Source organism: Variovorax sp. GW821-FHT09A10 (assembly GCF_059418385.1).
The window spans coordinates 49,808-63,959 of the sequence record NZ_JBWKPT010000016.1; the positions used below are offsets into that span (position 1 = coordinate 49,808).

Sequence of the window (14,152 nt, forward strand, 5' to 3'; positions counted from 1 at the left end):
CCTAGAGCAGGCGGGCCGCCTTCGAGAAATCGATGGACGCGAGCACCGCGGCGCGCATGGCCGTCAGCAGATGGCGCTCGTCGTTGCTGCGCTTCTGGAAGGTGTAGGTCAGCGCGGGCAAGGCCTGGCGGGTCTTCAGGATGCGCAGGTCGCCGCGGCGCGACAGCAGGCGCGCCCAGCCTTCCGGCAGGAACCCGACACCGATCCCCTCGATCAGCAGGCCGGCGACGGCACCCCAGCTGTTGCAGCTGAGGCGGTGCGGCGCCTCGAGGTTCTCGGCCATGAGCCATTCGTCGAGCAGGCGGCTGGTGCCCGCGCCGGTCGGCAGCGTCACGATGGGATGTTGCGCGAGCAGCGGCGCGCCGAGGGTCGTGGTCTTGCCCGCCAACGCGGGCGCGGCCACCCACACGAAATGCGCCTGGCCCACGGTGTGCGACGAGATCAGCCCGTGGTGCGGTGAGCGCCCGGCGATCACCGCGCAGTCGAGCTCGCCGTTGCGAAGGCGCTCGTCCAGCGCCGAGCCGAAGTTGACGTGCGGCTCCAGGCGCAGGTCGGGCAGGTGCCGCCCCACGTGCGCGACGAGCTGGGGCAGCCAGGTCAGCGCGCTCAGTTCGCCGATGCCGAAGGTGCAACGGCCGCCGAGGCTCGCGGGTGCGCCGATCGACCGCTTCGTTTCGTCGGCCGCCAGCAGCAAAGCGGCGGCGCGCGGCAGGAAGCGCTCGCCCGCGTCGGTGAGCGTGGCCCGCTGCCCGGCGCGGTCGAACAGCGGCGCGCCGAGCGACACCTCCAGCTCGGCCAGGCGCTTGGACAGCGACGAGGTCGACAGGTGCAGCCGCTGCGCCGCGAGCGCGAAGCTGGCGCAGGTCGCGGCCCAGTAGAAGGCCTCCAGTTGCTTCAGCGTCATGCGCCGTCCCCCTCAGTCATTTCGAAAAAAGCGAAATGACAAATTACCATAAATTCGCTTTTTCAAAACCCTCTGCACGCCTACAGTCCGCGCGGACCGAACGACTGACTGGATGGCGGACATGACTGTTTTCTCGCGTGCCTTCGATGCCCCGCGCACCGCGCCGGCGCAAGCCCCGGCGGCTGCTGCCGCGACGCCGCGGCGCCTGGCCGGCATCCTGTCGCTGCAGGACTTCGAGCACGCGGCCCAGCGCCGGCTGCCGCGCCCGCTGTTCGGCTACATCGCCGGCGCGGCGGAGGACAACCGCTCACTGGACGCCAACCGCGCCGCGTTCGACGCGCACGATTTCCTGCCCCGGGTGCTGGTCGACGTCTCCCGGCGCTCGCAGGAGGTCACGCTGTTCGGCCAGCGCTACGCGTCGCCCTTCGGGATCGCGCCGGTCGGCATCAGCGCGCTGTCGGCCTACCGCGGCGACCTGGTGCTTGCGCAAGCGGCGCAGGCGGCCGGCATTCCCGCGGTCATGAGCGGCACCTCGCTCATTCCGATGGAAGAAGTGGCCCAGGCGGCGCCCGGCACCTGGTTCCAGGCCTACCTGCCGGGCGATGCGGCGCGCATCGACGGCCTGGTGGCGCGCATCGCCGGCGCGGGCTTTCACCACCTGGTCGTGACGGTCGACATTCCCGTCTGGGCGAACCGCGAAAACAACGTGCGCGCCGGCTTCACGACGCCGCTGCGGCCCAGCCTGCGGCTGGCATGGGACGGCCTCGTGCGGCCGCGCTGGCTGCTCGGCACGCTCGCCCGGACCTTCGTGACCCACGGCATGCCGCATTTCGAGAACTCGTTCGCCACGCGCGGCGCGCCTCTTTTCTCGAGCACCGCGATCCGCGACACGACCGGCCGCGACCACATCCACTGGGACCACATCGCCCGCATCCGGCAGCAGTGGCGCGGGCCGCTGATCCTGAAGGGCATTCTTCATCCGGCCGATGCGCGCCGCGCGCGGCAGCTCGGCGCCGATGGGCTCATCGTCTCCAACCACGGCGGCCGGCAGCTCGACGGCGCGGCCCCGGCATTGCGCGCGCTGCCGCAGGTGCTCGACGCCGCGGGCGAGCTGCCCGTGATGGTCGACGGCGGCGTGCGCCGCGGCAGCGATGTGCTGAAAGCGCTGGCGCTCGGCGCCAAGGCCGTGTTCGCGGGCCGGCCGTTCATGTATGCCGCCGCCGTGGGCGGCCACGCGGGCGTCACGCACGCGATCCGGCTGCTGCGGGACGAGGTCGACCGGAATATGGCGATGCTCGGCGTCAACGACCCGGGCGAGCTCGACGCGAGCTGCCTGATTCCGCGGCGCCCCTGACCTGTTCCCACTCACCCCCCCCATTCCATCAATCCAAGAGGAGGAAGACACCTTGCCGAAAAAACCCACCCTGTTCGCCCTCGCCTGCCTGCTGGCAGCGGCCGTGCCCGCCCACGCGCAGGGCTATCCCGACAAGCCCGTCAAGCTGCAGGTGCCGTTCGCACCGGGCGGCACGACGGACATCATTGCGCGCGTCATTTCCGAGCCCCTGGGCAGGCACCTGGGGCAGAGCGTCATCGTCGAGAACAAGTCGGGCGCGGGCGGCGCGATCGGGGCCGCCGAGACCGCGCGCGCCACGCCCGACGGCTATGCGCTGGGCATCGGCACCGTGTCGACGACGGCGGCCAACCCGGCCATCAACCCCAAGGTGCCGTACAACCCGAAGACCGACTTCACGCCCATCATCAACCTGGCGGCCACGCCCAACGTCATTGCGGTCCACCCCAGCTTTCCGGCACGGGACTACAAGGGCTTCATCGAGGTGCTGAAGAAGAATCCCGGCAAGTACGCCTACGCCACCGCAGGCACGGGCAGCATCGGGCACCTGCAGATGGAGCTGTACAAGGGCATGGCCGGCGCGTCCGTCACGCACATTCCCTACCGCGGGTCGGGCCCGGCGCTCAACGACACCGTCGCGGGCCAGGTCGCGATGATCTTCGACAACCTGCCGTCGGCGCTGCCCTTCATCAAGGACCGCCGGCTGATCCCGATCGTCGTGGCGGCGTCCGAGCGCCTGAAGGATCTGCCCGACGTGCCGACCTTCAAGGAGGTCGGGCTCGCGCCGGTGAACCGCATGGCGTACTACGGCATCGTGGGCCCCAAGGGCCTGCCCAAGGACGTGGTGGACAAGGTGCACGCGGCGGCGCGCAAGTCGCTCGAAGAGCCTGCCGTGCGCAAGCGCATCCAGGACACCGGCTCCTTCGTCGTCGGCAACACGCCGCAGGAATTCACGCAGCAGATCGCCGCCGAGTTCGACGTGTACAAGAAGGTGGTGGACACCGCCGGGCTCACGCCGGACTGAGCCGGCGAGCGCCTCGTCAGGCCACCGACGCCCAGACCGGCGCCATCGCGCGGTAGAGCGTGCGGAAGGCCTCCAGCCGGGGCTGGTAGGCCGCGTGCAACGCTGCATCAGGCGCGAGCACCTGGCGCACGGCGGGCGCGACGACCACACCCGCCGGGTCTTCGCCCGTGACCGCCAGCCGCGCGAGCCGCGCCGCACCGAAGGCCGGGCCGCGGTCGGCGGATTCGTACAGCACCAGCGGCACGTCGAGCACCGAGGCGATCAGCTGCGCCAGGAAGGCGGAGCGCGCGCCGCCGCCGATCAGCGCCAGGCGCTCGGGCCGCGCCGTCTGCGCGCTCAGCGCTTCCAGGCCGTCGGCGAGCGAGAAGGCGATGCCTTCACAGACCGCCTGCATCAGGTCGGCGCGCGTGGTGGCACCCGACAGGCCGACGATCGCGCCGCGCGCGAAGGGGTTGTTGTGCGGCGTGCGCTCGCCGAACAGATAAGGCAGCGCGAGCAGGCGCGACGGCCCGGTGTACGCGGCCTCGACCTCGGCCAGCAGCGCACCGACCGATGCACCGCCGGTGCACGACGCCAGCGCCGCGAGCGGGCTCGCGCCGTTGAGCAGCGCCGCCATGCGGTACCAGCGCTGCGGCAGCGCGTGGCAGAAGGCGTGCACCAGCCGCTCGGGGTCGGGGCGGTGCGCGGTGTCGGCCACCAGGATCTGCGCCGAGGTACCGAGCGACACGAAGCCGTCGCCCGGCCCGACCACGCCGATGCCGACGCCGCCCGCCGCGGCATCGCCCGCGCCGCCGGCGATCGGCACGCCGCGCGGCAAGCCCCAGCGCGCAGCCAATGCATCGCGCACGGTGGCACAGGGCTCGCACGACTCGACCACGCGCGGCAACCAGGCGGGATCGACCCCGCAGGCGGCGAGCGCCTGCGGCGACCAGCGGCGCTGCGCCTGGTCGAACAGCCAGGTGCCGGCCGCGTCGGTGACGTCGGTCACCTTCTCGCCCGAAAGCTGCAGGCGCACGTAGTCCTTGGTCAGCAGCAACGAGCGGGCGCGCGCCACGGCGTGAGGCTCATGGGTGCGCAGCCAGCGCAGCTTGGGGCCGGTGAAGCCCGCCATCGGCTGCACGCCGACGGCGCGGCGCAGGGCGAGGTCGGTCTGCATCAGTTCGGCGGCCTCGGCGGCGGCGCGGCCGTCGTTCCAGAGGATGGCGGGGCGCACCGGGCGGTCGGCCGCGTCGAGCAGCACCAGCGAGTGCATCTGGCCCGACAGGCCGATGCCTTGCACGCCGCCCATCGCTGTCGGGTGCGTACGCGCCAGCTCGTCGAGGCCATCCGCCACGGCGGCCCACCACTGGTCGGGGTCGTGCTCGCACCACAGCGGCTGCGGGTACTGCGAGCTGAGCGGTCGATCGACCGTGGCCACGACCTGCAGCTGCATGTCGGTCAGGACGATCTTGACCGCGGAGGTTCCGATATCGATGCCGATCAGCATGCGTGTGTTCCCTGTTCGAGGGCCGGAGTATCGGCGCTCCGGCCAGTCGCGCAGGCTGTGGACGGCAGGCGGTTTACGAGCCGGTCGCCGGCAGCGTGATCGGCACCGGCCGCGTGAGCAGGTCGATGTAGAGCTCGAAGAAGCGCGCGTTGTCGAACTTCTTCACGACGGTCATCTTCTGCAGCGGCACGCCCGCGGGCGGCGTGGTGTAGCCGATGGAGCGGCCGTTGTCGGCGGCGCCGGGCTTGGCAACCACGTCGACATAGCGCTCGACGGTCTGCGTGGCGTAGCGCGGATCGATGAGGTAGGCCAGCACCAGCGTGTCCCAGATGTTCTGCGTGTAGTTCGGGTTGTTCTCGAAGCCGTTGGTGCCGCTGAAGCCGTAGCCGTTGAGCTTGCGGAACACCTCGGTCACGGCCGTGGGCTTGGCCGGGTGCGCGATGCGGTCGTAGATGGGCTTGGTGAGGAACACGGTGTCGGTCACGTCCAGCGGCACCACCACCTGAGGGATCGGCAGGCGCACCACGAACTGCGCGGCCTCGGGGTCGAACCACCAGTTGAACTCGGCGAAGTGGGTGGTGTTGCCGGGCACGTCGACCGCGCCGCCCATGTAGATGATCTTCTTGATCAGCGGCACGATGTCGGGGCTCTTCTTCACGGCCAGCGCGATGTTGGTGAGCGGGCCGATGGCCAGGAGGGTGATCTCGTTCGGGTTGGCCTTGACGGTGTCGATGATGAAATCGACCGCGCTCTTGCGCTGCACCACGGTGCGGGTGGCGAAGCCGTCGGGCGAGGGCTTGAGGTCGGCGTCGGTCTTGGGCTCGGGGCCGCTCCAGGCGCCCAGGTAGCCGTCACCGCCCGCGCCAGCCTTCATTTCGGCCTCGATGTCCGCGAAGGTGTGGTTCAGCGCGTAGTTCTCGCCCACGTAGACGCCGATGCGCTGGCCCACGCCCAGGCGCTCGACCGACATCAGCGCGTCGGCCACGCCCTGCTTGAGCCACTGGTTGCCCGAGACGACGCTGATGCCCATCACCTGCACCTTGCCCTCGGCCTGCAGCTGCGCGGCCATGACGCCGAGCTGGCCGTCGTCGCTCATGGTGTTGTAGTCGCTGTCGATGATGACTTTCTGCGCCACCGGCGTCGCCGCGTACCCGGGCGCCAGGCCGATGCCGCCACCACCATCGCCCCCGCCGCCGCATGCCGTGAGCACGGCCACGGCGACGAGCCAGAAGGCCCTCACTGTCCATTTGCGCATCTGTTTCTCCTAAGTGTTTGGTTTTCAACCCGGTTTCCAGAGGGGCGCCAGGGAGTGGAAACGTTTGCGCAAACCTTTGCGCAAACGTTTGCCAAACTCTAAGTGGCAGGCCACAGGCGTGGCAATGGGGTGCGGCTAGGGGTTTTCCGCGAGGCCGGAGCGTCGGCCTCGCGCGGGGGTCAGGGTGTCATCAACCCGGGTTGGGCACGGGGTCGATCAGCCGGTTTTCGCGCAGCGGCGAGCGGGGACGCAGGAAGGGTTCGCCTTCTTCTGCCGACGTGGCGGCCTTCTCCAGGCCCGAGACGTCCGCGGCCTTTGCGGACGCAGTCGGTGCGGTGCACGACCCGGTGTCGCGCAACCGCAGCGCCGCGGCCAGCCGGCCTTCGGCGGCATCGCCCAGGAGGTGGTCGAAGTCGTCGGCCACGGCGCAGCTGGCATTGGGCGCAAAGCCGTCGCCGTAGTCGCCGAAACCGGCCTGGTTGACGCCCTTGAAGTTGACCGCGAAGTAGGTGGTGCCGCAGTTGTCCTGCGGAACGAACCCGTAGGGCTTGCCGCAGGTGGTGGCGCCCACGAGGTTGACCGTGACGCCCACCCCGCGCAGGCTGTTGATGACCGACTCGCTGGCCGAGCAGGTGCTGCGGCCCGTCAGCAGCGTGACGCGCGACAGGCCCAGCGTGGGCAGGGGCTGGTTGGCGCGGGTGGTCGTGAAGAAGGGCGTGAGGTTGTCCGCGAGCGTGGTGCGGTACGGGTTCTTGTCGTTGAAGGTCAGCAGCTCGAAGGTCTTGCCGTTCGTCGGGCCCGGCCCGGCCACCATGTAGGCCAGCTGGCTTGCGATGCGCAGCTGGCCGCCGCCGTTGTAGCGCATGTCGATCACGAGGTCCTGGACGCCGCCGTCCTGCTTGAGCGTGTTCATGGCCGTGACGAGCTGCGCCTCGGCGGTCGAGATGTGGTCGTTGAACAGCAGGTAGCCCACGCGGTTGCCGGCCGGCCCGATGGTGCGGGTGTACAGCACCGGGCTGCTCGTGATGCGCTGGGCCGTGAGCTCGATCGGACTGCCGCGCGTGCCGCTCACCTCGAAGGTGAAGGTGTGCTTCTCGCCGAGGGCCTGCGGCGAGATCGCGCGGTTGATGATGTCGACGTTGGCCTGCCCGGTGCTGGCCACCACGTCGACACCGTCGACGACGACCAGCTTGGCCCCGCGCGCCAGCCCGGCCGACGCCGCCGGCGAACCCGGCTCGACGAAGGCGAGGCGGATGTTGCGCGGCGGCGAACTGCGCACGGCCGCCGTCTCCATGCCGTAGCCGACCGACACGCCGCCCTCCGACTCCAGGCGGTACGCCTCGGTGTCGAGGTAGAAGTGGAAGCGGTCCTTGAGCTGGCCCGAGGGGGTGGTGGCGGGCGTCTTGAGCACGTTGAACCAGGTCAACGGCGTGGCGTAGTCGGACGCCTTGAGGGTCGTGGGCACCTCGTTGTACCAAAGGTAGGTTTCGTCGATCCAGCCGCGCACCCAGCTCTTTTCGTTGTCGACGGTGCCGGCGACGTCGGGATAGGCAACGCGGGTCGCGGGGTTGATGCCCCGGCGCGGCGCGGCGCACTGGCCGGCGACGGTCGAGGACGCGACGATGCCGCCGCTTTCACCGCCGCCGCCGGGGGTGGGCGTCGGCACCACGCCGATCGGGAACCCACCGCCGCCACCTCCGCCCCCGCCTCCTCCGCCGCACCCCGCCAGCAGGCCAGCCAGCGCAAGCGCCATGGCCCCTGCGGTGGCCGCCACGGCCCGCGAGCGCCGCGACGCATCTGCTTTGCGAAAAGCCATCGGTTCCTCCTGGCGTCCGCCATGGCGGACAGTGTCTGCTTGTTGTGTTGGGGGGCTGCGGCGGGACGCCCGCCCGCTACTGGATGAAGCCCATGCCGCGCGATTCGCGCACCTCGGGCTTGATCCGGTGCTCGGCTTCGAGCTGCTCGAGAAACTCCGCCGCCGAGAACTCGGCCGCGAGGATGTCGGTCTGCCGCTTCACGGCCGCGAAGTCGCCCGGGCACAGCTGCGACAGCTGCGCCAGCCGCGCGCGCACCTCGCCGGTAAGCAGGGCCGCATCGCCCGCCAGCGCCTCGGTGACGAACATGCGTTCGCGCTGCGCCGCGGTGAGCGGCATGAACTTGATCTTGAAGGTGAAGCGCCGCAGCGCCGCCTGGTCGAGCCGGTCGAGCAGGTTGGTGGTGCACACGAACACGCCGCGAAAGCGCTCCATGCCCTGCAGCATCTCGTTGACCTCGGTGACCTCGTAGGTGCGCTGCGCGCCGCGCCGGTCCTGCAGGAACGAGTCGGCCTCGTCGAGCAGCAGCACGGCCTTCTCGGATTCGGCCTCCTTGAACATGGCAGCCATGTTCTGCTCGGTCTCGCCGACGTACTTGCTCATGAGGTCGCTGGCCTGCTTGACGATGAGCGGGCGGCCCACGGCCTTGGCGATGTGCTCGGCCAACGCGGTCTTGCCGGTGCCGGGCGCGCCGTAGAAGCACAGCGTGCCGTGGCCGCGCGCCTTCAACGCCTCGACGATGCGCGGGATCTCGAAGCGGGTCTCGACGTGGAGCATGTCCAGGTCGTAGGTGGTGACGCTGCGGCGCTCGGCCGGGCTCTTGTCGAGCGTGCCCAGCGCGAGGTCGGCGTTGCGCAGCTGGCGCTCGATGAGCGCCTCGACCGAGGCCTCGTCGGTCTTGGCCAGGCCGGCAAAGCGCACGGCGGTGCGGATCTGCGCGGGCGTGAGGCCCTTGCGCTCGGCCAGCTTGGCGGTGAAGGCCTCGGACACGACCACGCCCTCGAGCGTCTTCTTGACCAGCTGCTCGCGCGCGCCGGGCGGCGGCGACTTGAGCTCCAGGTGGTAGGCGAAGCGGCGGCGGAAGGCCGGGTCGATCTGCTCGATGCGGTTGGTGACCCACAGCGTCGGCACGGGGTTGGCCTCGAGGATCTGGTTGACCCAGGCCTTGCCGCTCACGCTGCCGCTGGCAGGCGCGGGAATCTGCTCGGCGCGCGCCATGAACTGCGCGGCCTCGGTGCTGATGGGCGGGAAGACGTCCTCGACCTCGTCGAACAGCAGCGCGGCCTGCGCGCTGCCCTTGAGGAACACCTGCGCGATCTGCAGCGAGCGGTAGCGGTCGCGGCCGCTGAGCGAATTGCCGTCGCGGTCGGCGTACTCGACCTCGAAGAGTTCGAGGCCCGCGGCCTGCGCGACCACCTTGGCCAGCTCGGTCTTGCCGGTGCCGGGCGGGCCGTAGAGCAGCACGTTGACGCCGGGCTCCTTGCGCGCGACGGCCGCGCGCAGCAGCGTGACGAGCATCTGCGCGTCTTCCTGCACGAAGGAGAAGTCGTGCGGCGTGAGCGCGCTCTTGGCCGAGGGCCGCGTGAACACGGCCATCAGCTCGTTGTGGTCGCGGTACTCGCGCATGAGCACGGGCGGCAGCTTCTCGCTGACCTTCATGAGGTCGGCGAGGTCGGTGATGTTGTGCTCGGAGATGAGGTTTTCGACGAGGCCGATGCGCTCCAGCCGCGAGCCCGCGCGCAGCGCCTCGCCCACCTCGCTCGCGTTGACGCCCGCGATGTCGGCGATGGCGGCGTAGGCCTCGGGCGCGTTGTTGACCTTGAACTCGACCAGCAGCGAGCGCAGATCGCGCTGGTAGCGCGCGAGCGTGCCGTACAGGAGCAGCGCGCGCTCGGCCTTGTTGAGCTGCAAGAGGCCCGCGAGCGCGTCGATGTTCTTCTCGACGAGCGTCGACTGCTTGCGCAGCGCGTGCGTGAGCCAGTCGCGCGTGACGGCCAGCACCGAGAGCAGGTCCTTGGGCTGGTCTTTCGCGTACTCGTCGAGGTAGAAGAACAGCGTGCCTTCTTCATACGGGCCGCGCCACACGCCGTGGCGTTCGAGCAGCGTGCGGCCGTCGAAATCTTCGACGCCTTTCCACGCCTCGTTGCCCGCACAGCGGCGGCCCAGGAACTCGCGCAATCGCTGCAGCACCGCGGCGGGCCACACGAGGTGGCGCCCGGTGAGCGAGAGCAATCCGTTGATATCGCGCCGCACATTGAAGCGCGGCCCCTGCTTGGCGGCGAGCGTGAGCACGAAGTGCGAGCACATGAGCTCCAGCACCGGTGCTTCCTTGAGGCCGGGCGAAGGCAAGGCCTGCCCGCGCACCGCAGCAGCCACCACATCGACACCCGCACGCTTGACCATCAGGCAACCTCCTGCGAGGAAATACTTGGAGCGACCATAACGCAGACTTTTGGCTTCGGGAAGACGCCGAAAGAGTAAAAACCCTGATCCGCTGGATTCCAGCCACAATGCGCGCCATGGTCGGAATCGAAGCTATCCGTCGCGCTGCCGCGCGCCTGCAGGGCCAGGTGCTCAACACGCCCTGCGTGGAGTCGCGCACGCTCTCTGAAATCGTGGGCGCGCAGGTGTTCCTCAAGTTCGAGAACCTGCAGTTCACCTCCTCGTTCAAGGAGCGCGGGGCGTGCAACAAGCTGGTCGATCTGTCTGAAGGCGGCACGCGCGGCGTGATCGCCATGTCGGCCGGCAACCATGCGCAGGGTGTGGCTTATCACGCGCAGCGGCTGGGCCTGCGCGCACTCATCGTGATGCCGCGCTTCACGCCCGGCGTGAAGATCGAGCGCACGCGCGGCTTCGGCGCCGAGGTGGTGCTGCACGGCGACACGCTCGACGCAGCGCGCGCCCATGCGCTGGCGCTGGCCGAGCGCGAAGGCCTGACCTTCGTGCATCCCTACGACGACGAAGCCATCATTGCCGGCCAGGGCACGATCGCGCTCGAGATGCTCGACGCGGTGCCCGACCTCGACACGCTCGTGGTGGCGGTCGGCGGCGGCGGGCTCATCGCCGGCATGGCCGTCGCGGCGCGCGAGATCAAGCCCGGCATCGAGATCGTCGGCGTGCAGACGCAGCGCTTTCCGGCGATGGTGAATGCCGTCAAAGGCACGCACCACGCGCAGGGCACGAGCACGATCGCCGAAGGCATCGCGGTCGGCACGCCGGGCGTGCTGACGCAGGAAATCATCGCGGCCAAGGTCGACGACCTGCTGCTGGTGGACGAAGGCGACATCGAGCAGGGCGTGCTGATGCTGCTCGAGATCGAAAAGACCCTGGTCGAAGGCGCAGGCGCGGCCGGCCTCGCGGCGCTGATCCGCCACCCGGAACGCTTTCGCGGCAAGCGCGTGGGCCTGGTGCTGTCGGGCGGAAACATCGACCCGCTGCTGCTCGCGGCCATCATCGAACGCGGCATGGTGCGCGCCGGCCGGCTGGCCCGGGTGCGCGTCAGCGCGCGCGACGTGCCGGGCTCGCTGGCCCATATCACGGCCACTGTGGCCGAAGCGGGCGCTAACGTCGACGAGGTGCACCACCAGCGCGCCTTCACCATGCTGGCGGCGCAGAATGTCGACGTCGAGCTGGTGCTGCAGACGCGCGGCCGGGCCCACCTGGCCAGCGTCTTGAGTGCCCTGAAAGACGCCGGTTTCGAAGCGGTGGAGCAGCACTGAGGGCTCCTCGCAACCCCCTAGACCCGCTGACGGCGCCTCGCCGGTAAAATGGCGGGAGTTTTGTCATTTGCGGTTGACTGCATTTGATGCGTTGTCATTTGCGTATTCGAGGTATTTCCCGATGTCCCATCCCACCCCCGCCGAGCACGGCCACGCTGCCGCCGCCGAACATGACGCCGTCGAATCGGTCGTTCACCTGATGCCGCTCGTGCTCCCGCTGGCCGGCGGCGTGCTGATGCTGCTGCTGGCGTCGATCGCCGTTTTTCTCGCCTGAGCTGACAGGCTTTCGCGCTTTTGTCCGCGGGCTGTGCGGCCCGCGTTGACGCAATCTCCCAAAGCGAAACGTTTTCTCAAACGGACCTCCGTGCCTGACCCGGCGCGGCGCCCCGTTCGGAAAGACGATTTTTCAACTTAGGAGATTTCCGATGAACGCACCCACGATGAAGGGCCTTCCCATTCAGGCGCCCTCATACGTCAAGAACGCCAAGCTGATCGCCTGGGTGGCCGACATGGCCGCACTGTGCAAACCCGATGCCGTCCACTGGTGCGACGGCAGCAAGGAAGAATACGACCGCCTCTGCCAGCAACTGGTCGACGCCGGCACCTTCAAGAAGCTGAACCCCGCCAAGCGCCCGGGCTCGTTCCTCGCGATGTCCGATCCGAGCGACGTGGCACGCGTGGAAGACCGCACCTTCATCTGCTCCGCACAGAAGGAAAACGCAGGCCCCACCAACAACTGGATGGCCCCGGCCGAGATGCGCACGACGCTGCAGCCCCTGTTCGACGGCTGCATGAAGGGCCGCACCATGTACGTGGTGCCCTTCAGCATGGGCCCGCTGGGCTCGCCCATTGCACACATCGGCATCGAGCTGTCCGACAGCCCCTACGTGGCCGTCAACATGCGCATCATGACCCGCATGGGCAAGGCCGTGTACGAAGTGCTGGGCACCGACGGTGAGTTCGTGCCCTGCGTCCACACCGTGGGCGCACCGCTCGAGGCTGGCCAGAAGGATGTGACCTGGCCCTGCAACACCACCAAGTACATCGTTCACTACCCCGAGACGCGCGAGATCTGGAGCTACGGCTCGGGCTACGGCGGCAACGCGCTGCTGGGCAAGAAGTGCTTCGCACTGCGCATCGCCTCGAACATGGGCCGCGACGAAGGCTGGCTGGCCGAGCACATGCTGATCCTGGGCGTGACCAGCCCCGAGGGCAAGAAGCACCACGTGGCAGCGGCTTTCCCGAGCGCTTGCGGCAAGACCAACTTCGCCATGCTGATCCCGCCGGCGGGCTTCGACGGCTGGAAGGTCACGACCATCGGCGACGACATCGCCTGGATCAAACCCCAGGCCGACGGCACGCTGCGCGCCATCAACCCGGAAGCCGGTTACTTCGGCGTGGCCCCGGGCACCAACGACCTGACCAATCCGAACTGCATGGCCAGCCTGCACCGCGACGTGATCTTCACGAACGTGGCGCTGACCGACGACGGTGACGTCTGGTGGGAAGGCATGGGCGACGCGCCCGCACATTGCATCGACTGGCAGGGCAAGGACTGGACGCCGCAGATCGCCAAGGAAACCGGCGCCAAGGCCGCGCACCCGAACGCGCGTTTCACCGTCGCCGCCACCAACAACCCCGCCCTCGACGAAGCCTGGGACGACCCGAAGGGCGTGAAGATCGACGCCTTCATCTTCGGAGGCCGCCGCTCGACGACCGTGCCGCTGGTCACCGAAGCCCGCAACTGGGTCGAAGGCGTCTACATGGCCGCGACAATGGGCTCGGAAACCACCGCTGCGGCCGCCGGCCAGCAGGGCGTGGTGCGCCGCGACCCGTTCGCGATGCTGCCGTTCATGGGCTACAACATGAGCGACTACTTCCAGCATTGGCTCGACCTGGGCAAGAAGCTGGAAGCCTCGGGCGCCCAACTGCCGAAGATCTACACGACCAACTGGTTCCGCAAGGGCGCGGACGGCAAGTTCGTCTGGCCAGGCTACGGCGAGAACATGCGCGTGCTGAAGTGGATGATCGACCGCGTGGAAGGCAAGGCGACGGAAGGTGTCGAGCACATCACCGGCGTGAGCCCGCGCTATGAAGACCTGAACTGGACCGGCCTGGATTTCAGCGCCGAGCAGTTCGCGACGGTCACGAGCATCGACAAGGCGGCCTGGCAGGCTGAGCTAAAGCTGCACACGGAGCTGTTCCAGCAGTTGGCGCACCATCTGCCGAAGGAATTGCCGGAGACGAAGGCTGCGATTGAGCAGCGGTTGGCGGCCTGAGTAAGTTCTTCTCGCAGGCTCTCGCAGCCTGCGAAGTGCGGGCCTTGAGAGCCCGATGAGTTCATCTCGTCGGGCTTTTTTGTTTTAGGCGTCGGTCAATTGACGCCGCACCAGGTGATTTCGGGGCATCGTGGCGTCTTCGCCGATGTGGAGCACGCGTTGCAGACAGCGCGCCGGCGGCTGTCTGGTTTGGAGCGCGCCCCTGAGAAGCACGCGCGTCATGCGATGAAGGTGCTGATGAAGTCCGGAGCTGATGGGCGAGCCCTCGTTCGGGGACATCGCGGCAACGCTTGATCTGATCGAGAAATTAGCACCGCGGC

General features: G+C 69.0%; 11 protein-coding genes. 5 read left to right on the plus strand and 6 right to left on the minus strand.

Annotation, left to right across the window (positions count from 1 at the left end; genetic code table 11):
• Window position 1: 1 nt before the first annotated feature.
• Window positions 2–904, minus strand: a complete 903-nt coding sequence (locus AC07Q9_RS31085; RefSeq protein WP_062481283.1) for a LysR family transcriptional regulator — start codon at window positions 902–904, stop codon at window positions 2–4.
• Between the two features lie 112 nt (window positions 905–1,016).
• Between AC07Q9_RS31085 and AC07Q9_RS31090 the strand changes: the two genes are divergently transcribed.
• Both AC07Q9_RS31090 and AC07Q9_RS31095 read left to right on the plus strand, forming a co-directional pair.
• Window positions 1,017–2,258 (plus strand): alpha-hydroxy acid oxidase, encoded by a 1,242-nt coding sequence (locus AC07Q9_RS31090; RefSeq protein ID WP_495312904.1) that lies wholly within the window; start codon window positions 1,017–1,019, stop codon window positions 2,256–2,258.
• Between the two features lie 70 nt (window positions 2,259–2,328).
• Window positions 2,329–3,279 carry a tripartite tricarboxylate transporter substrate binding protein BugE gene (locus AC07Q9_RS31095; RefSeq protein WP_495312911.1) on the plus strand — a complete coding sequence of 317 codons (951 nt, stop codon included), beginning with the start codon at window positions 2,329–2,331 and terminating at the stop codon, window positions 3,277–3,279.
• 16 nt (window positions 3,280–3,295) lie between these two features.
• On the opposite strand, the gene xylB is transcribed toward AC07Q9_RS31095, so the two are convergent.
• From xylB to AC07Q9_RS31115, 4 genes are all read right to left on the minus strand, one after another.
• On the minus strand, window positions 3,296–4,765 hold the full coding sequence (gene xylB / locus AC07Q9_RS31100; RefSeq protein ID WP_495312905.1) for a xylulokinase: 1,470 nt from the start codon (window positions 4,763–4,765) through the stop codon (window positions 3,296–3,298).
• A gap of 73 nt (window positions 4,766–4,838) precedes the next feature.
• A complete protein-coding gene (locus AC07Q9_RS31105) occupies window positions 4,839–6,020 on the minus strand; it encodes a nucleoside hydrolase (RefSeq protein WP_495312906.1) in 1,182 nt (393 codons plus the stop codon).
• A 190-nt stretch (window positions 6,021–6,210) separates the two neighbouring features.
• Entirely contained in the window at window positions 6,211–7,836 is a 1,626-nt protein-coding gene (locus AC07Q9_RS31110; RefSeq protein ID WP_495312907.1) for a S41 family peptidase, read from the minus strand.
• Window positions 7,837–7,912: 76 nt separating this feature from the next.
• Window positions 7,913–10,237, minus strand: coding sequence for an ATP-binding protein (locus tag AC07Q9_RS31115; protein ID WP_159273429.1), 2,325 nt, complete (start codon window positions 10,235–10,237; stop codon window positions 7,913–7,915).
• Window positions 10,238–10,353: 116 nt separating this feature from the next.
• Here AC07Q9_RS31115 and AC07Q9_RS31120 point away from each other — a divergent pair, with 116 nt between their 5' ends.
• From AC07Q9_RS31120 to AC07Q9_RS31130, 3 genes are all read left to right on the plus strand, one after another.
• A complete protein-coding gene (locus AC07Q9_RS31120) occupies window positions 10,354–11,553 on the plus strand; it encodes a threonine ammonia-lyase (protein WP_495312908.1) in 1,200 nt (399 codons plus the stop codon).
• A gap of 121 nt (window positions 11,554–11,674) precedes the next feature.
• Window positions 11,675–11,827, plus strand: a complete 153-nt coding sequence (locus tag AC07Q9_RS31125; RefSeq protein ID WP_169805104.1) for a hypothetical protein — start codon at window positions 11,675–11,677, stop codon at window positions 11,825–11,827.
• A gap of 151 nt (window positions 11,828–11,978) precedes the next feature.
• The gene (locus tag AC07Q9_RS31130) at window positions 11,979–13,832 is read left to right on the plus strand and encodes a phosphoenolpyruvate carboxykinase (GTP) (protein WP_489060376.1); all 1,854 of its coding nucleotides are present in this window, start codon (window positions 11,979–11,981) and stop codon (window positions 13,830–13,832) included.
• Between the two features lie 84 nt (window positions 13,833–13,916).
• Here the strand turns inward: AC07Q9_RS31130 and AC07Q9_RS31135 are convergent.
• Window positions 13,917–14,152, minus strand: a 236-nt coding sequence (locus AC07Q9_RS31135; protein WP_495312909.1) for a hypothetical protein, incomplete at its 5' end; no start/stop codon positions are given.